This window comes from Arthrobacter sp. KNU-44 (assembly GCF_051843155.1).
GTDB lineage: Bacteria > Actinomycetota > Actinomycetes > Actinomycetales > Micrococcaceae > Arthrobacter.
In genome coordinates, this window is the sequence record NZ_JBPXNG010000002.1 from 1,988,711 (window position 1) to 2,004,557 (window position 15,847).

Consider the following 15,847-nt stretch of genomic DNA (forward strand, 5'->3'; position numbering starts at 1 on the left):
CCTGGACGGCACATAAGTGAGCGAGGGTTCCGGTTTAGCCGAGCGCCACGGCCAGGATGCCGAGCACGACGGCGAGTAGCGGCGTCGTGCCCTGAAGAACCGCGGGGCGGAGGTACTTTTTGCCGCTCAAGGCAAGCACGATTGCCGCCAGCAGCATGGAGCCGCACGAACTGAAGACGAGGGTCCAGCCCACCTGCGGATGACCAATCGCGACGAAGACGATCCCGGCGAGCGCCCCGATGGCAAGGAAGAGGTTGTAGAAACCCTGGTTGTACGCGAGGGGCTTGGTGGTTTCGGCGTCGGACTGGGAAGCGACGCTGAAGCGCTTCCACGTGGCCGGGCGGGTCCAGGTGATGGACTCCATGCTGAAGATGTAGACGTGCAACAAGCCGGCAAGGAGGGCGAAAATCAGGGAGGCTACGATCATGTGCTGATCGTAGCCTCCCTGCGTTGTGTGGGTTCGCCAGCCGCCCCTAATTGCTGAGCATGTCCAGCGTTGCCCCGGCGAACGTCGAGGCGGAGGAACTCCAGCGACCCAGCAGGCCCTGGAGGTTCTCGCCGTCGGCCCGGTGCATGGTGGTCTCGGCTTCGAGCGTGGCGAGGATGCCGGTGCGGAGCTCGGTGTTGAAGTTCACCTTGCCCACGCGCATGGACGTCGCCTTGACCAGGTCCGCAGCGGGGATGCCCGACGCGCCGTGGAGCACGAGCGGAAGCTCCGTGCGCGAGGCGATGTCTTCCAGCACGTCCCAGTGCAGCTTGGGCTCGCCGGCGTAGCGGCCGTGCGCGTTTCCGACCGCCACGGCCAGGAGCTGGGCGCCTGTGCGGGAGACGAATTCCTGCACTTGGCCGGGATCGGTCAGGCCTGCGGGATGGACGCCCGCCGGATGAGCGTGAACATCAGCACCGAAAGCCTTGTCTTCGTCGCCGGCAAGTCCGCCGAGTTCTGCTTCAATGACGACGTCGGAGGCGCCTTGGGCGTCCAGCGCAGCACGGACTTCGCGGACCAGGGCGATGTTCTCCTCGAACGCGAGGGACGAGCCGTCGGCCAGGACGGCGTCGGCACCGGCAGCTACCGAATCACGGATGACATCCAGGTCCGAGGCGTGGTCCAGCTGTACCGAAACCGGAACACTGGCGTGGTCGGCCAGAGTGCGGAGCGCCGTGATCAGCCGCAGTCCGCTCTGAGTGCCGGCCGTTTTCGGCGCGACCAGCAGGATGACCCCGCGGCCTGACTCCTCAGCTGCTGCCACCACGGCCAGCGCAGTGGTGAAGTCGTAGCAGGTGAAGGCCGGGCGCGCTGCCCCTCGCTCCAGTGCGGACCCTACAAGATCGTCAAGGCGGACACGCATCAGTGGGCCAGGCCTCCGACCAGGATCCAGGCGACATAGCTGAGCAGGAAGCCGGCGATGCCCAGGATGGTCGTGAGCACGGTCCAGGTCTTGAGCCCGTCGGACACCGTGAGGCCGTAGTAGCGCACCACCACCCAGAAGCCGGCGTCGGTCACGTGGGACAGACCCAGTCCGCCGAAGCCGATCGCGATCACGATCACCGCGATCTGCGCCGGGGTGTAGCCGCCGTGGGCGACGGCAGCCGAGAGGAGGCCAGTGGTGGTGACGATCGCAACCGTGGCCGAACCCTGTGCGGCACGCAATGCGAGGGAGATGATGAATCCGAGCAGGATGATCGGCACGCCCAGGGAATCCAGCGTCTGGGACAGGGCCGCGCCGATGCCGGAGACCTGCAGGACACCGCCGAACACGCCGCCGGCAGCTACAACCATCAGGATCGATGCGATGGGAGGCAACGCGCCTTCGAAGATCTCGCCGGTTTCCTTGAGCGACCACTGGCGGCGGACTGCCAGCAGGAAGAAAGCGAGCGCAACGGCCACCAGCAAGGCGAAGAACGGGTTGCCCACGAAAGATGCGACGCCGTACCAGTAGTCCTTCTTGTTGATCAGGAGGGTACCGGCTGTGCCGAGCAGGATCTGGACGATCGGGGCGGCGATGAGGAACATGATCAGGCCCGGACGCGGCGGGGCGACTGCGCTGGCACCGGGACCGTCGTGGCCCACCCGCACGAGGGAATCGGAGCCGAATTCTTCAATCTGGTCACGGACACCCGGAAGCAGTTCGTAGTCCTTGCGGTTCATGATGCTGGCGACCCAGTAGGACAGGAAACCCAGCGGTACGCAGATAATCAGTGAAATCATCGCGATGAGTCCGATGTCGGCACCCATGACGCCTGCCCCGGCAACAATGCCCGGGTGGGGAGGAACCGCGACGTGGATGGAGAGCATGATGCCGGCCATGGGAAGGCCGAACTTGATGGGGTGCAGCTTGGCGATCTTCGCGAACGCGTAAACAATCGGCACAAGGACGATGATGCCCACTTCGAAGAACACCGGGATGGCAACGAGGAAGCCGACGGCGGTTAGTGCCACGGCGACTCGCTTGGCACCGAGCTTCGCGGTGAAGTGGTTGGCCAGCGACTGTACGCCACCGGACACTTCGATCATCCGGCCCAGCACGGCGCCGAGGGCAATCAGCAGTGCGACTTTGCCCATGGTTCCGCCCACACCGTTGGCCACAACGGTGAAGACGTCCGCCAAGGGGATCTGCGCGGCGACGGCAACCAGGATGCTCACGGCCAGCAATGCCACGAAGGCCTGGATCTTGAAGCGGATGATCATCAGCAGCAGGAGTGCGACGCCGGCAACGGCGATGGTCAGCAGCAGCGGGGTCCCAAGGTCCACGGCCGGCTTGATGGCAGGGGCATCAGCTGCCCGGACCGCCAAGGTATTGATGAGGGGATTCATCGGGGGTGTCTCCTTTGACAGAGCCGGCCTCGACTCGAGGCCGGCAAGAGAGGCGACGACGGCGGAGGGGGGACCGCCGTCGTCGCACGTTGTGCGAGGGGTTAGTTGGTACGCCTGGTGGGCGCGACGACCTTGATGACGGCGGAGTCGTCGGCGGCGGCGAGGCCCTGGGCCTGGCCGAGGAGGTAGAGCTGTTCGGCAGCGGCGGCAACCGGTGCGGCCAGGCCGGCAGCGCGCGTGGCCTTGCCGACGATGCCCATGTCCTTGACGAAGATGTCCAAACGGCTGAGGACCTCGGCCCCGTCTTCGGTGTAGGCCTCGAGGATGCGGGGGCCGCGGTTGGACAGCATGAACGAGCCGGCGGCGCCTGCCTCCAGGGCCGCAAGGGTCTTCGCCTGATCCAGTCCGAGGGCGTCCGCGAGTGCCATGGCCTCGGCGGCAGCGGCGATGTGCACGCCGCACAGCAGCTGGTTGACAGTCTTGAGTGCCTGGCCGTCGCCGGGCTTGTCGCCCACGATGCTTAGCGTGGAGGCCAGCAGTTCCAGGGCGGGTCGGGCCTTTTCCTGGGCAGCCGGCGTCGCACCCACCACGATCAGAAGATCGCCTTCGCCGGCACGCTTGGGGCCGCCTGAAAGGGGTGCGTCAACGAGTTCGACGCCGTACTCGGCCAGGCGCGCCACGGTGGCCGGAATGGCTTCGGTACCGACGGTGCTGCCCAGGATCACGACGGCGCCCGGCTTGAGTACCGAGGCAACACCGTTCTCGCCGAAGAGGACGTCGTCGAGCTGTTCGCCGTTGCGCACGGCAAGGAGCAGGGCGTCGGCGCCTTCGGAAGCTTCACGCGCCGAAGGGAAGGTGCGGATCCCGGCGTCGGCAGCGAGCTTCAGCCGCGGTTCGGCGATGTCGAAGCCGTGGACGGTGAGCTGGGTTGCCAGGCGGGTGGCCATCGGCAGGCCCATGGCGCCCAGGCCGAGGACGGCGACGGTGTAGTTGCTGGTCATGGTGTTCTCCATTGAATGCGGTTGGCTAAAAGTTGTTGCTGAGCTTGCGCGTGACTTGAGCGAGGGACTCGTCGTCACCCACGTTGCCGGCGAAAACGATGTACGGGATGCCCTTCGCGGGTCCGTCCACCGGCTCCCACAGCGAGACGATGCCGGGCAGCATCGGGCCGCGGACAATCGCGTGGCGGATTTCCAGGCCGTGCGCGGCCACGTCCGATGACGTGATGCCACCCTTCGCGATGACGAAGCGCGGCGGGAAGGTCTTGAGCGTCCGGTTCACGATCGCGACGACGGCGGCAGAGACGGTGCGGGCAATCTTCAGGCTCGCCGCGGCGTCGTCGGTCTTGATGAGCAGGCGGCTCGTGTGGACGATGACGTCGCCCGTGTGGAGGGCGTCGACGACGGCCGCGACCATTTCGTCGAGGTAGGCCTCCGCGCCGCTGGCGAGAAGCTTCTCGACGTCGATCTCGATGATGCGGGCGGCGCTGTGCTGGGCGGTCAGGACGTTGAGCTGGCGCGTGGTGAGGCCGACGTGCGAGCCAACGACGATCAAGCCACCGGCTGTCGAGGGAGTGTTGCCTTCGTAGGCCTCCTCGCCGCTAAGTGCCTCGTGGATTTCCTGGCCGATGCGGCCACGGACGAAGGGCGGGCCCACGCGGTAGAGCAGCTTCTTGCCGCGGCGTTCGGCTTCTTCCAGTCCAAGGGCCAGCGCGCGGAAATCGTTCTCGGTGACGATGTCCACGACGATGGGCGTGGAGTTCGTGGCAGGTTCGATGGCGTCGGCGATGGCCTTGGCAGAAATTGAAGGGTCCTGAGCCGAGGCGCCGGCGCGGATGATGTTCAGGTCGAGGACGATCACATCGCCGGCCGGGAAACGGCCCTGCGACTTTTCCTCCACATATTTGGCCAGCTCGGAATTGGCGAAGCCGAAGCTCGCATCCTTGGCGAACTCGGTCTCGGCAACCGGGGTGAGCTTGCCGGCGTCGTGCCCGGTACCGCGCATGTAGTGCACGCCGCCGATGGTGACGCGACCGGCGTCGGGAAACGCCGGGACCATCACGACGCCGTCTGTCGCTTCGCCGGTCACGTCAGCGACGGTGGCTGCAATGACGTCCGGTTCCAGCGGGTAGTGGCCGCGGAGGGTGGAGTCGGAGCGGCTGACGAACCCCAAGCGCACATCGTCGCCCGCTGCGGCAAGGGCGTTGCGCACGATTTCCTCGTTGCGGGCAGCGGCCTCAACCGGGTCCAGGCTGCGCGTGTTGGTCAGCACGTAGACCGCGGGCTGGGACCGGCTTTCCGCAATGTGAGCGAACGCCCATTCGAAATCGACAACCTCCCAGCGGGTGAGTACCGGCAGGTTGGCCACTGATTGGGTGCCCGTTGGGTCGTCGTCGAGGACTACCAGGACGCGGGGCGAGGCTGCGGAAGACGTCGCTACTGCGTCGGCAACCAGCTGAGCGGGGATCTGGACTTCAGCCGGGAAGGCAGCCAGAACATCGGCTTCAAGGGTCACTATGCACTCCATCGTGGTTTCGAAAGTAAATGTAAGATGTCAGACATCTAATATTTGAATGCTAGTGTGACACACCCCCTTTCGGCTGTGCAAGTGTCAGTCGTCACTATGCTTGGCGCATGCTTCAAGAGCCTCCCGCCGCGGCAGCACTACATATGGACATGCGCCTTCCAGCGGCTGCCGTTAGCACGGACCCGGAACAACCGTCCCAGCCTCCCGTCTTCTTGCTGCACGGCTGGGCCTCGACATCCGCCTATTGGGAGCCACTCGCCACCGAACTGCTCGACGCCGGGCGGACCGTCTGGATCGTCGATTTGCCCGGGTATCACCGCGGGGACGTATTGCCTCCGGGTTTCCAGTGGACCCTGGAATCAGCGGCCGATTCCGTCGCTGCCGTTGCTGTCCGGAACGCATCGCCGGTCCACATTGTGGGCCACTCAATGGGCGGCAGTGTGGCGCTGACGTTAGCGGCCGCGAATCCGGAGCTAGTGGCGAGCGTGGCCTTGATCGGCATGGTCCCGGCTCCGCCGAACGAAGTCTTCAGATCGATGCTCGAATCCCAACTACGGCAAGGCTTCATTGACGACGCGACGCGCGCCAAGTGCATGAAGGCCTGGTTCGGGGCGTTGTCCCCGGAGGACCATCGCTTGTTGAGCCGAGGATTTGAACTGCCTTTCGAGGTCCTCGGCCCCAGCGGCCTCGCGGCGATGGCCGGGGTGGCTGCGGGCGTCCCCGAAAAGGTGACGGCACCGACGCTGGTGATTGCCGGCGTCGGGGACCGACTACGTTCGCCGGAGCAGGCGCAAGCCTTCGTGGCAGAGAGCCCGCTGCGGAGGCTCGCGGCAATCCCCGACGCCGGGCATAGCGTCCATTGGGAGCAACCACGTGCTTGCGCCCTCGCGCTCGGCGCGTTTTGGAACGAAAGCCGGCAACCGCCAGCGTAAGATGTCAGACATCTAAGAACGGAGCACCATGGCACGCAAGTCGCTGGTCGGCGTGGTCGCTGACGAGCTGCTGGACCGCATCGTCGCGGGCGAATTTCCGCCGGGCACGGTGGTTCCCGGCGAACTCGAATTGAGCGCAAAGCACGAAGTCAGCCGCATGACCGTCCGCGAGGCCATGAAGACCCTCGAGGCCCAGCGAATCCTCAGCGTGGAGCGCGGCCGGGGAACGTTCGTCAACCCTCTGAACCGCTGGGCATCCCTGGAAGCTGTGTTGCGTGCGGCTTCCGAGGGAAAGAACGACGCAGCAGCGTCCGTCCAGCTCATTGAGCTGCGCCGCATGCTCGAGACCGGCGCCTGCGAACTCGCCGCTTCACGGATCTCCCCCGAGGAAATCGACCAGCTGCAGGTTCATGTGTCCGCGATGCAGAAGGCCCACGATTCCAATGATGTGAGCGCATTCGTCGAGGCGGACCTGGGCTTCCACGATGTCATCCTGCATGCCTCCGGCAACGTCTTCGTGGCCGTGCTTTTCGAACCCCTGCACCGCGTCCTGGAAGCCCGACGCACCCAGACCTCGAAAATCCCCGATATCCAGAGGCACGCGATCGGACATCACCGGGCCATCCTGAAAGCCCTCGAAGCCGGCGACTCCCCCCGTGCCCGCGAGGCCATGGACGCACACATGCAGCAGACGCTCGACGATCTCAGGACGTACGTCCTAGAGGCCTAGCCCCCGGCCCCCTCCCACGGACGCCCGCTCACATATCCGGGCCAATTCCCAAACCCTCGAAAGTTGTCAAGCTGTGTGGAGTCACTGGGCTAGTTTTTGGGGTGTTTTGGTCTGGGGGAGGTTGATCCCGGCGTATGTGGCGGGGGCCGGTGTGGTGGGTCGGCGGCGGAATCTTCCCGGGTGTCGTTCGTAGTAGTCCTGGTGGACTTTGTCTCGCTTGGTCCAGAGTTCTTTCCACGACCCGTCGTGGACCTGTGATGGTGAGAACAGTGCGATGCCGGAGTGTTTGTGATCGGTGCTGTACCAGTGCACGTAGCAGGTGAGGTACTCCCTGGCGGCCTCGAGATCGTTAAAGATCCGGGGGTAGCCGGGCCGGTATTTCATCGTGCGAAAGCCTGACTCCGAGAAGGGATTGTCGTTGGAGACGTACGGGCGGTTATGGCTGAGTTCCACGCCGTGGGCGGTGAGGGTGTCACGGAGCAGGGTTGATCTCATGGCCGGGCCTGAATCGGCATGCACGATGCGCGGGGCGCCGTGCCGGGCGATGGCTGTCTTGAACATCTGCGCGGCGAGGTGGTCGGACTCGCGTTCCTCCACCCGCCAGCCGACGATTTCCCGGGAGAAGATGTCCATGATGGAGTACACCTTGAAAACCTTGCCCTGCCACTTGGCATAGATGTCGGTGATGTCCCAGGACCAGACCTGGCAGGGTCCGGTGGCCTTGACCACCGGCTTTTCAGAGGAACCACGCGTGCCCCAACGCTTGCGCGGGATGGTTGGGCGGGCCTGCTGGTCCTCGTAGTCTGCCGCGATCCGCCACCACGAGCGGTTGGAGGCGAGCAGCTCGCCGTTGTCCCAGGCTGTGGCGAAGGCATGGTCAACGGAGTTGCCCTTCTCCCAGCTGGCCAGGATGAGCCCCAGGATCCGGTCCTGATGCGCGGAGCTGATCCGGGATTCGTAGGCCCGGTCGCTCTGGTGGATCGGGTGCTGCACCGCCGGACGGGGATTGGACCGGTAATGCCAGGTCCCGCGCGAGAGGCCCGCCAGCTTGAGCGCTGTCCGCTGGGAGCCGATGATCACATGCAGTTCCAGGACCAGAGTGTTCTCGGCCGCTATGAATCGTTGTGAGCGCTCGTCGGGGTTGTATCGGGCTCTGGCACGCTCAACTCGTGCAAGAGCCCGATAGCTTTTCCCAGCGCGGAATTCGTGTCCTCCAGCTCCTGCACCCGCTTCTGGAGTTTTTCGACTTCGGCACGGTGGGCAGCCATTTCCTTCGCGCGTGCTTTTTCGAACGCGGAGAGTTCACGATTCGTCGGGACCATGCCTCCATGCTCCCGCGGAATCAGGCCACGGTCGATATCGCCCTGGACCATCATCTTGCGCCACCGGCGGAACGTCCATTCCGAAACGGACGTCGAGGCCATCCATTCCTTCCTCGACCCGTGCGGCTGCAAATAGTACTCATGCATGAACTCACGGATCTCTTCACGCGTAAAACCCTTGTTATCAACGGCCATCGCCGGCTCCTTCAATCAAAAGGTAATGAATGACTCACAACCAGCTTGACGATGAGGGCCTCGCTCACATATGGGCCACTTCACGGACGCTCGCTCACATATCCGGGCCAATTCCCAAACCCTCCCTCACATCATCTGCAGTGGCGTTCCGCCACTTTGCGGTCGTCAAGTTTTTGAGACATTTTCGTTGTTTGTTTTGGTTAGGCGGCCAGGGGTTCCTGGACGCTGGTGTGGTGGTTTGCGTGGGCGGTGGCTGGCGGGATGCCGCCGGCCCGTCGGTTGGGTCGGCGGCGGTTGTACCAGCCCTCGATGTAGTCCATCACGGCGGTCCGTGCGGTGAGCCTGGAACCGAAGCGGTGGTGGTGGTAGAACTCGGTCTTGAGGTGTGAGAAGAAGTTCTCGGCGACCGCGTTGTCCCAGCACACCCCCACCTTGCCCATGGACTGGGTGACCTCGTTCTGGGCGCACCATCGTTGGAATTCCTCCGAGGTGTACTGGGTGCCCCGGTCGGAGTGGAAGACGACTGGGCCGCCGATGAGGTGGCCGTGGTTCCGGGCCATCCGCAGGGCCGCGGTGCACAGGCTGGCGCGCATGTGTTCGGCCATGGCCCAGCCGATGACCATCCCGGAGAACAGGTCGATGACCGTGGCCAGGTAGAGCCAGCCCTCGCCGGTGCGCAGGTAGGTGATGTCCCCGACCAGCCGGGTCCCGGGCACCGCGGAGGTGAAGTCGCGCCTGCCCTGGTCATCGAGCATGTGGTTCTGGATGTGGGCGGTCTTGGCCTGCGGGTCCTGGAGCGTGGTCTTTTTCCAGGCCTGGGTGCGGATGGCCCGCAGGCCGTGCTCGCGCATGATGGCCCCCACGGTCGGGGCGGAGACCTTGGTCCCGGCCGCGTTCAGGAGCCGGGTCAGCTGGTCCCGCCCGGCACGCCCGGACTCCTTCGTGTAGAGCTTGGTGACCGCGGTGACCAGCTCCCCGTGCCGCACGGTGCGCGGTGAAGGGCCGGCAGGTTTGCGCCACCGGTAATAGGAGGCCCGGGAGACGTTCAATTTCCGGCATAGCCACACCACGGGATGGTTGGCCTTCTCCGCTTCGATGAACTCGTAGAAATCCTCTACTTTTGCTTCGCGGCAAAGAAGGCGCTGACTTTTCCCAGGAACTCGACCTCGGCCTTCAACCTGGCGTTTTCGGCCAGCGCTTTCTGGTGTTCATCCCACGCCACCGGCCCCCGGTCCTCGGGCTGGGCAGGGGTGTCCGGTTGCTTGTCCCGGGACTTGTGTACCCAGTTTCCCAGCGTGCTTTCCTTCACCCCGATCTCCTGCGCGATCTGCTTCACCGGCCGGTCCGAAGACAAAACCAGTCGAACCGATTCCTCCCGGAACGCGGCGTCGTATGTCTTTCTGCGGGTGGTCATCTGAAACTGAGGCTCCCATCAAGCTGTCTCACAAAACCATACGGCCGCACTTTGCCTCATAGGTGAGCGAGCGTTGGCCCGAAAGGCCTCATAGGTGAGCGAGCGTCGGCGGGGACCAGACCCCTAGTCCGCCGGCCCTGGGTCGGCTAGTCTGCTTTCACGGCCTGCCAGGCCCGCAGTTCAGGCATCAAGGACGATCATGAGGAGCAAGAATGGCTGACCACACATATAGCGTTTCCGAAATTGTTGGAACCTCGTCCGAGGGCGTCGACGCCGCCATCAAGAACGGGATTGCGGCTGCTAGCCAGACCCTCCGGAACCTCGACTGGTTCGAGGTCAAGGAAATCCGCGGCCACCTTAGCGAGGGCGCCGTTGCCGACTGGCAGGTAACCATCAAGCTCGGATTCCGCCTGGAGCGTTAAGAAGCCCCCAAACCCCAAAACGACGATGGCCGCCAGCCTTTCTGTGGAAAGGCTGGCGGCCATCAGTTGCGAGGCTGGACTCACCCGCGGGTCCAGACTTGGACGGGGTCACCGCCACAGAGGAGTCGCCGGCCACGGCCGGCAAAATCGATCCACAGGAATTCGTGGTCGGAGGAAACTTCGTCCACAAGGCCGGCGTCGAAGCCCCATTTGTCCTCGTGGATCCAGACGGTTTCGCCGCGGCTGAGTTCCGACCATTTCGACGGCGGCAGACGAAGTGCCGCTCCAGCGGGCCGTTGCGCCGACGTCGTGAAGTGGCGTGGGCCCCAGGCGCCCAATGTTTCGGGACTCATCGGGACTCTGCGGCCAGGTACTGGCGGTGCCAGACCGTTGCCGCCCCGTTGTGGGTCGGGAAGACGTGGCCTTCGAAGAACGTGTGCACCACGTGGGGTTCGCCTTCAGGGCTCCACTGACCGGATGCCGGGCAGTGCGAGCCTGTGGATCCCGCGGACCCGGCGGTGGATGCCCGTTCCCTCAGCAGCGCGATGCGTTTCATCGTTGAATTCCATCCTTGATATGCGAAAAGGTCTGGATTCAGCGTAAACGCGATTCAAAAGCCGCCCAATGGGCACATAGACAAACTCATGCCGATTCACTATGCAGCAGCACAGTGACGTGGGGCACTTTTGGCTGAAACTGGTTCAGCTCTCGTCCATTGCATGACGCTCGGACAACTCCGGGCTCGTCGTCGCCGTTCCCGCACCAAACGCCGTTCCCGCACCAAACGCCGTTCCCGCACCAAAGCTGCCGAGCAACTTCAGGGCATCGTCCGACGGCGAACCCGCCTTCGCGGAGTAGACCCTCAAGACCTGGTCCGGGTCCTCCGGCAGGGCAAGATTCTCGAAGTTCAGTTCCACGTCCCCCACGGTGGGGTGGTGCAGTCGGACCGTGCCGGCTGAACGTGCCGCCACGCGATGCCCTGCCCACCACTGGCGGAAATGTTCGCTGTTCACAGCGAGTTCGCCCACGAGCTGGTTGGCTTGGGGATCGTCGGGGTGCCGCCCGGTATCCGCACGCAGGGAGCCGGCGGCTTCCGCGGCAACCGTCTTCCAGTCCCGGAACAGTTCGCGTGCCTGGGGGTCCAGGATCAGCCAGCGCGTGAGGTTTCGCTCGGCGGGAGGCATGGCCGGGAAGTCGGCGAACAGCAGGACCGCCATCCGGTTGGCGCCCAGCACGTCGCTGCGCCGGCCAAGCAGGAGGGCCGGAACGTCGCCAACAGCGTCCAGAAGTTGACGCAAGGCCGGCCGCACCCGTGGCGCCGGAGTCGGCGCCTTGGCGCTCGACGCGCAGTGCTCAAGCAGGTCCATCATGTGGGTGTGCTCGCTTGAGTCCAGGCGAAGCGCCCTCGACACCGATTCAAGGACTGCCCGTGAAGGATGGATATGGCGGCCCTGTTCGAGGCGGGTGTAGTAGTCCGTGCTGACATCGGCCAAGCGTGCAATCTCTTCCCTGCGCAGCCCCGGAACCCGGCGCGCGCCCGATGCCTCCGGCAAACCTGCATCCTCCGGCGACATCCGGGCACGCATGGCTTTGAGGAATTTTCCGAACTCGGCGCTTTGACCCATGTCCCCATTCTTCCTTTCCTGGGGGCTTGTTTCTACGGCCAAGGTAGGACTGCGAGTCCTAGGAAAAACAGGGGGCGTCAAAACTACTGCTTGTTGTGCCGAAAGTGCATAGGCTCGAAAAAGCCAGTCAGGCAATCCACCCACCAGCGACGAAAGGGCCGGACATGTCCAACGCTCAGAATTCAACCGTTCCCGGGCTCGTCCTGAACAACTCGGTCACCATCCCCCAGCTCGGCTTCGGCGTCTTCCAGGTCCCGCCTGCCGAGACCCAGAAGGCCGTCGAGGACGCACTTGAAGCCGGGTACCGGCACATCGACACCGCCGCGGCGTACCGGAACGAGTCCGGCGTCGGCGCCGCAATCAAGGCTTCCGGCATCGCCCGGGAGGAACTCTTCATCACCACCAAACTCCGCAACGGCGAACAGGGCCGGGCCGCGGCGGCATTCAACCACAGCCGGCGCGAACTCGGCCTCGACGTCATCGATCTCTACCTGATCCACTGGCCCGTGCCGTCCCAGGGCCTGTTCGTGGATGCGTGGAAGGCCCTGGAAAAGATCCACGCCGACGGCGGCGCCCGGGCGATCGGTGTCTCCAATTTCTTGCCCGAACACCTCGACACGCTCCTGGAGTTCGCCGACGTCGTTCCCGCCGTCAACCAGATCGAACTGCACCCGACCTTCCAACAGCGGGAACTGGCGGCGAAGAGCCGCTCGCACGGGATCGCCGTCGAGGCCTACAGCCCGCTGGGGCAGGGCGCGGACCTGGGGTCGCCAACGGTCACCGAACTTGCCGAAACGCACGATGCCACCCCGGCGCAGATCGTGCTGGCCTGGCACCTCGGAACCGGCAACATCGTCATCCCTAAGTCCGTCCATCCGGAGCGGATTCGCCAGAACCTCGCGGCGGCGTCGTTGCAGCTCACCCAGGACGAACTGGCAGCCATCAGCGCGCTCGACGCCGGTGCCCGCCTCGGCGCCGACCCCGCCGTCGCGTCCTTCAGCCAGATGTAGAAACCACCACAGCGTAAGGAAACCGAAACCATGCAGTACACCCACCTGGGCCGCTCAGGCCTCAGCGTCTCCCGCTTGTGCCTCGGAACCATGAACTTCGGCCCGCAGACGGAGGAATCCGCAGCGCATTCCATCATGGATTCCGCGCTGGACGCCGGCATCAACTTTTTCGATACCGCCAACGTCTACGGCGGCACACAGCACCGTGGATGGACCGAGGAGATCCTGGGCCGCTGGTTCGCGAAGGGCGGCGAGCGCCGCGAGCGCGTCGTCCTGGCCACCAAGCTCTACGGGACCATGACGGACCGTCCCAACGAGTCCAAGCTCTCCGCCCTCAACATCCGGCGCGCCTTGGACGCCAGCCTCAAGCGCCTGCAGACCGACTACATCGACGTGTACCAGTTCCACCACGTGGACCGGAACACGCCGTGGGACGAGATCTGGCAGGCCATCGAGGTAGCGGTCCAGCAGGGCAAGATCCTGTATTCCGGAAGCAGCAACTTCGCCGGCTGGCACATCGCCCAGGCCCAGGAGGCGGCGGCGCGGCGCAGCTACAACGGCCTCGTGAGCGAGCAGTCCATCTACAACCTGCTCACCCGCAACGTCGAATTGGAAGTCATCCCGGCGGCCCAGCAGTACGGCCTCGGGCTCATCCCGTGGTCGCCGCTTCACGGCGGGCTTCTGGGCGGGGTGCTCAAGAAGGAGCGCGACGGCGTCCGTCGCCTTGAGGGCCGCGCGGCCGAGACCCTGAAGAAGCACGAGGACCAGATCCGCCAGTACGAGGACCTCGCCGACGACCTTGGCTACGAGCCCGGCGACGTCGGCCTGGCCTGGTTGCTGCACCAGCCGGCCGTGACCGCACCGATCGTGGGTCCGCGCACGCAGGAGCAGTTGGACGCTGCCATCAGGGCTTTGGACGTCACCCTCGACGCCGATGCCCTCAAGCGGCTCGACGACATCTTCCCGGGCCACCGGACCGCGCCGGAGGACTACGCGTGGTGACGTCGGCACCGTTGCACCTGCTGTTCATCGGCGGAACCGGGACCATCAGCGCGGCGGCGGCGGAGCGCGCCGTCGCGCTGGGCCACCGGCTCACCATGCTCAACCGCGGACTGAGCTCAGAAAGGCCGGTCCCTCCGGGCACGGAACTGCTCCAGGCAGATATCCGCAACCCCGCCGAGGTGGCGGAGGTGCTGAACGGCCGCGAGTTCGACGCCGTCGCGGACTTCATCTCTTTCACGCCGGAGCACGTTTCTGCCGCCGTGGAGTTGTTCCGCGGCCGGACCGGTCAGTACGTGTTCATCAGCTCGGCTTCGGCCTACCAGAAGCCGCCCGCACATTTGCCCATCCTCGAGTCGACCCCGCTAAGGAACCCCTTCTGGAAGTACTCGCAGGACAAGATCGCGTGCGAAGACCTTCTCGTCAGGGCCTATCGCGACCAGGGATTCCCCGTGACCATCGTCCGGCCTTCGCACACCTATGACCGCACGCGGATCGCCCTTCTGGGCGGTTGGACGGACATCCATCGGATGCGGGAAGGCCTGCCTGTGGTAGTCCACGGCGACGGTACCTCGCTGTGGACGCTCACCCATACGGATGACTTTGCGGTGGCCTTCGTCGGCCTCCTCGGCCGGCCGCAGGCCGTTGGTGAAAGCTACACCATCACCTCGGACGAAGCGCTCCCGTGGGACCAGGTCTACCGGCTCTTCGCGACGGCCGCAGGGGCCCCGGAACCCGAACTGGTGCACGTCGCCTCGGAAACCATTGCCGCGCACTCTCCGGAGCTTGGTCCCGGGCTTCTCGGGGACAGATCCCACTCCGTGGTCTTCGACAACACCAAAATCAAGACTCTGGTGCCTTGGTATCGGGCAGAAATTCCGTTCGCGGCAGGCGCACGGGAGATCGTCCGGTGGCATGATGAACATCCGGGCATCAAGCACGTGGATCAGGACTTCATGAAACTCAGCGATCAACTGGTCCAATGGGCACGGAGGCCGATCTAGCAACCGAAAGGACAGGACCATGGCACTTGCTCCGACCGTCAGGCTCAATGACGGTAATGCCATTCCGCAGATCGGCCTCGGAACCTGGCCGCTCGACGACGCCCAGGTCGCCGCGGCGGTAGTGTCCGCCGTCGGGCTCGGCTACCGGCACGTCGACACGGCCTACCGCTACGGTAACGAGGCCGGCGTCGGGCAAGGCGTGCGGGACTGCGGGATCCCGCGCGAGGAACTGTTCATCACCACCAAACTGGACGGCACGCACCAAGGCCGCGATCGCGCCGTCGACGGGCTCGAGGGCTCCCTCAAACGACTCGGGCTGGACTACGTGGACCTCTTGTTGATCCATTGGCCGCTCCCCCAACGGAATGAATTCGTGTCCACTTGGGAGACTTTCGAGCGACTCCAAGCTGAGGGGAAGGTGCGCTCAATCGGCGTGTCCAACTTCAAGCCATCGCACCTTGAACGGCTTCTGGAGGAAACCTCGGTGGTGCCGGCCGTCAACCAAATCCAGATCTCGCCGTCAATCACTCGGATCGATGAGCGTGCCTTCAACGGAAGCCATGGCATCGCCACGGAATCGTATAGTCCGTTGGGGGCCGGCCGCGATCTCCTGAATGCCCCGGTGTTGGCCGCGATCGGGAAGAAACACGGAAAGACTCCGGGTCAGATTGTGCTGCGCTGGCACGTCCAGGAGGGGCTCGTTGCTATCCCGAAGTCCGCAAATCCGCTGCGCATGAAGGAAAACCTGGACGTCTTCGACTTCGCTTTGGACCACGACGATCTGTCCGCGATAGCCACTTTGGACGCGGGTGCCGACGCCGGCGTCGACTCGGATGTACAGGGCCACTGAGGC

At 64.7% G+C, this 15,847-nt stretch carries 18 protein-coding genes; 7 read left to right on the forward strand and 11 right to left on the reverse strand.

The genetic code is table 11. The features are described 5' to 3' along the window. Positions 1-34: 34 nt before the first annotated feature. The 5 genes from ACSVHC_RS10200 to ACSVHC_RS10220 form a co-directional block, all read right to left on the reverse strand. Positions 35-427: a DUF1304 domain-containing protein gene (locus ACSVHC_RS10200; protein WP_437772081.1), complete on the reverse strand. Its 393-nt coding sequence runs from the start codon at positions 425-427 to the stop codon at positions 35-37. Positions 428-473: 46 nt separating this feature from the next. Beyond that, entirely contained in the window at positions 474-1,349 is an 876-nt protein-coding gene (locus ACSVHC_RS10205; protein ID WP_437772080.1) for a class II fructose-bisphosphate aldolase, read from the reverse strand. Then, complete coding sequence (locus tag ACSVHC_RS10210; RefSeq protein ID WP_437772079.1) at positions 1,349-2,815, reverse strand: GntP family transporter; 1,467 nt, start codon at positions 2,813-2,815, stop codon at positions 1,349-1,351. Before ACSVHC_RS10210 ends, ACSVHC_RS10205 begins: the two co-directional genes overlap by 1 nt. Positions 2,816-2,916: 101 nt before the next feature. Continuing rightward, positions 2,917-3,816 (reverse strand): NAD(P)-dependent oxidoreductase, encoded by a 900-nt coding sequence (locus ACSVHC_RS10215; protein ID WP_437772078.1) that lies wholly within the window; start codon positions 3,814-3,816, stop codon positions 2,917-2,919. Between the two features lie 25 nt (positions 3,817-3,841). Beyond that, positions 3,842-5,329, reverse strand: coding sequence for a four-carbon acid sugar kinase family protein (locus tag ACSVHC_RS10220; protein ID WP_437772077.1), 1,488 nt, complete (start codon positions 5,327-5,329; stop codon positions 3,842-3,844). A gap of 119 nt (positions 5,330-5,448) precedes the next feature. Here ACSVHC_RS10220 and ACSVHC_RS10225 point away from each other — a divergent pair, with 119 nt between their 5' ends. Both ACSVHC_RS10225 and ACSVHC_RS10230 read left to right on the forward strand, forming a co-directional pair. Beyond that, positions 5,449-6,273 carry an alpha/beta fold hydrolase gene (locus tag ACSVHC_RS10225; protein WP_437772076.1) on the forward strand — a complete coding sequence of 275 codons (825 nt, stop codon included), beginning with the start codon at positions 5,449-5,451 and terminating at the stop codon, positions 6,271-6,273. Positions 6,274-6,301: 28 nt separating this feature from the next. Then, positions 6,302-7,003: a FadR/GntR family transcriptional regulator gene (locus ACSVHC_RS10230; protein ID WP_437772075.1), complete on the forward strand. Its 702-nt coding sequence runs from the start codon at positions 6,302-6,304 to the stop codon at positions 7,001-7,003. An 81-nt stretch (positions 7,004-7,084) separates the two neighbouring features. Here ACSVHC_RS10230 and ACSVHC_RS10235 read toward each other — a convergent pair whose 3' ends face one another. From ACSVHC_RS10235 to ACSVHC_RS10245, 3 genes are all read right to left on the reverse strand, one after another. Then, the gene (locus ACSVHC_RS10235) at positions 7,085-8,083 is read right to left on the reverse strand and encodes a transposase (RefSeq protein WP_437771022.1); all 999 of its coding nucleotides are present in this window, start codon (positions 8,081-8,083) and stop codon (positions 7,085-7,087) included. A gap of 32 nt (positions 8,084-8,115) precedes the next feature. Continuing rightward, complete coding sequence (locus ACSVHC_RS10240; RefSeq protein ID WP_437771023.1) at positions 8,116-8,520, reverse strand: hypothetical protein; 405 nt, start codon at positions 8,518-8,520, stop codon at positions 8,116-8,118. A 200-nt stretch (positions 8,521-8,720) separates the two neighbouring features. Further along, a protein-coding gene (locus ACSVHC_RS10245; protein ID WP_437771182.1) for an IS3 family transposase occupies positions 8,721-9,934 on the reverse strand; the annotation gives its coding sequence in 2 pieces (ribosomal slippage) (positions 8,721-9,673 and positions 9,673-9,934; 1,215 coding nt in all). Positions 9,935-10,146: 212 nt separating this feature from the next. Here ACSVHC_RS10245 and ACSVHC_RS10250 point away from each other — a divergent pair. After that, a complete protein-coding gene (locus ACSVHC_RS10250) occupies positions 10,147-10,356 on the forward strand; it encodes a dodecin (RefSeq protein WP_184740694.1) in 210 nt (69 codons plus the stop codon). Positions 10,357-10,436: 80 nt separating this feature from the next. Here the strand turns inward: ACSVHC_RS10250 and ACSVHC_RS10255 are convergent, their stop codons facing one another. The 3 genes from ACSVHC_RS10255 to ACSVHC_RS10265 all read right to left on the reverse strand — a co-directional run bounded on the left by ACSVHC_RS10255 (position 10,437) and on the right by ACSVHC_RS10265 (position 11,981). Then, positions 10,437-10,709 carry a hypothetical protein gene (locus ACSVHC_RS10255; protein ID WP_437772074.1) on the reverse strand — a complete coding sequence of 91 codons (273 nt, stop codon included), beginning with the start codon at positions 10,707-10,709 and terminating at the stop codon, positions 10,437-10,439. After that, complete coding sequence (locus ACSVHC_RS10260; RefSeq protein ID WP_437772073.1) at positions 10,706-10,912, reverse strand: hypothetical protein; 207 nt, start codon at positions 10,910-10,912, stop codon at positions 10,706-10,708. Before ACSVHC_RS10260 ends, ACSVHC_RS10255 begins: the two co-directional genes overlap by 4 nt. 145 nt (positions 10,913-11,057) lie before the next feature. Next, positions 11,058-11,981 carry a helix-turn-helix transcriptional regulator gene (locus ACSVHC_RS10265; protein ID WP_437772072.1) on the reverse strand — a complete coding sequence of 308 codons (924 nt, stop codon included), beginning with the start codon at positions 11,979-11,981 and terminating at the stop codon, positions 11,058-11,060. A gap of 164 nt (positions 11,982-12,145) precedes the next feature. On the opposite strand from ACSVHC_RS10265, the gene ACSVHC_RS10270 reads away from it, so the two are divergent. Genes ACSVHC_RS10270 through ACSVHC_RS10285 form a run of 4 tightly spaced genes read left to right on the forward strand, consistent with a single transcriptional unit; the run spans position 12,146 to position 15,844 of the window. After that, on the forward strand, positions 12,146-12,991 hold the full coding sequence (locus ACSVHC_RS10270) for an aldo/keto reductase (RefSeq protein ID WP_437772071.1): 846 nt from the start codon (positions 12,146-12,148) through the stop codon (positions 12,989-12,991). 30 nt (positions 12,992-13,021) lie between these two features. Beyond that, a complete protein-coding gene (locus tag ACSVHC_RS10275) occupies positions 13,022-13,993 on the forward strand; it encodes an aldo/keto reductase (RefSeq protein WP_437772070.1) in 972 nt (323 codons plus the stop codon). After that, positions 13,987-14,994, forward strand: a complete 1,008-nt coding sequence (locus ACSVHC_RS10280) for an NAD-dependent epimerase/dehydratase family protein (protein WP_439180921.1) — start codon at positions 13,987-13,989, stop codon at positions 14,992-14,994. Before ACSVHC_RS10275 ends, ACSVHC_RS10280 begins: the two co-directional genes overlap by 7 nt. Before the next feature lie 19 nt (positions 14,995-15,013). Continuing rightward, on the forward strand, positions 15,014-15,844 hold the full coding sequence (locus tag ACSVHC_RS10285; RefSeq protein ID WP_437772069.1) for an aldo/keto reductase: 831 nt from the start codon (positions 15,014-15,016) through the stop codon (positions 15,842-15,844). Positions 15,845-15,847 lie beyond the last annotated feature (3 nt).

Excerpts from the sequence above, each read along its gene's own strand:
- ACSVHC_RS10275 (WP_437772070.1), top strand. The coding sequence starts at position 13,022 with ATGCAGTACACCCACCTGGGCCGCTCAGGCCTCAGCGTCTCCCGCTTG.
- ACSVHC_RS10250 (WP_184740694.1), top strand. The coding sequence starts at position 10,147 with ATGGCTGACCACACATATAGCGTTTCCGAAATTGTTGGAACCTCGTCC.
- ACSVHC_RS10230 (WP_437772075.1), top strand. The coding sequence starts at position 6,302 with ATGGCACGCAAGTCGCTGGTCGGCGTGGTCGCTGACGAGCTGCTGGAC.
- ACSVHC_RS10225 (WP_437772076.1), top strand. The coding sequence starts at position 5,449 with ATGCTTCAAGAGCCTCCCGCCGCGGCAGCACTACATATGGACATGCGC.
- ACSVHC_RS10200 (WP_437772081.1), bottom strand. The coding sequence starts at position 427 with ATGATCGTAGCCTCCCTGATTTTCGCCCTCCTTGCCGGCTTGTTGCAC.
- ACSVHC_RS10285 (WP_437772069.1), top strand. The coding sequence starts at position 15,014 with ATGGCACTTGCTCCGACCGTCAGGCTCAATGACGGTAATGCCATTCCG.
- ACSVHC_RS10260 (WP_437772073.1), bottom strand. The coding sequence starts at position 10,912 with ATGAAACGCATCGCGCTGCTGAGGGAACGGGCATCCACCGCCGGGTCC.
- ACSVHC_RS10255 (WP_437772074.1), bottom strand. The coding sequence starts at position 10,709 with ATGAGTCCCGAAACATTGGGCGCCTGGGGCCCACGCCACTTCACGACG.
- ACSVHC_RS10205 (WP_437772080.1), bottom strand. The coding sequence starts at position 1,349 with ATGCGTGTCCGCCTTGACGATCTTGTAGGGTCCGCACTGGAGCGAGGG.
- ACSVHC_RS10210 (WP_437772079.1), bottom strand. The coding sequence starts at position 2,815 with ATGAATCCCCTCATCAATACCTTGGCGGTCCGGGCAGCTGATGCCCCT.
- ACSVHC_RS10215 (WP_437772078.1), bottom strand. The coding sequence starts at position 3,816 with ATGACCAGCAACTACACCGTCGCCGTCCTCGGCCTGGGCGCCATGGGC.
- ACSVHC_RS10240 (WP_437771023.1), bottom strand. The coding sequence starts at position 8,520 with ATGGCCGTTGATAACAAGGGTTTTACGCGTGAAGAGATCCGTGAGTTC.
- ACSVHC_RS10265 (WP_437772072.1), bottom strand. The coding sequence starts at position 11,981 with ATGGGTCAAAGCGCCGAGTTCGGAAAATTCCTCAAAGCCATGCGTGCC.
- ACSVHC_RS10270 (WP_437772071.1), top strand. The coding sequence starts at position 12,146 with ATGTCCAACGCTCAGAATTCAACCGTTCCCGGGCTCGTCCTGAACAAC.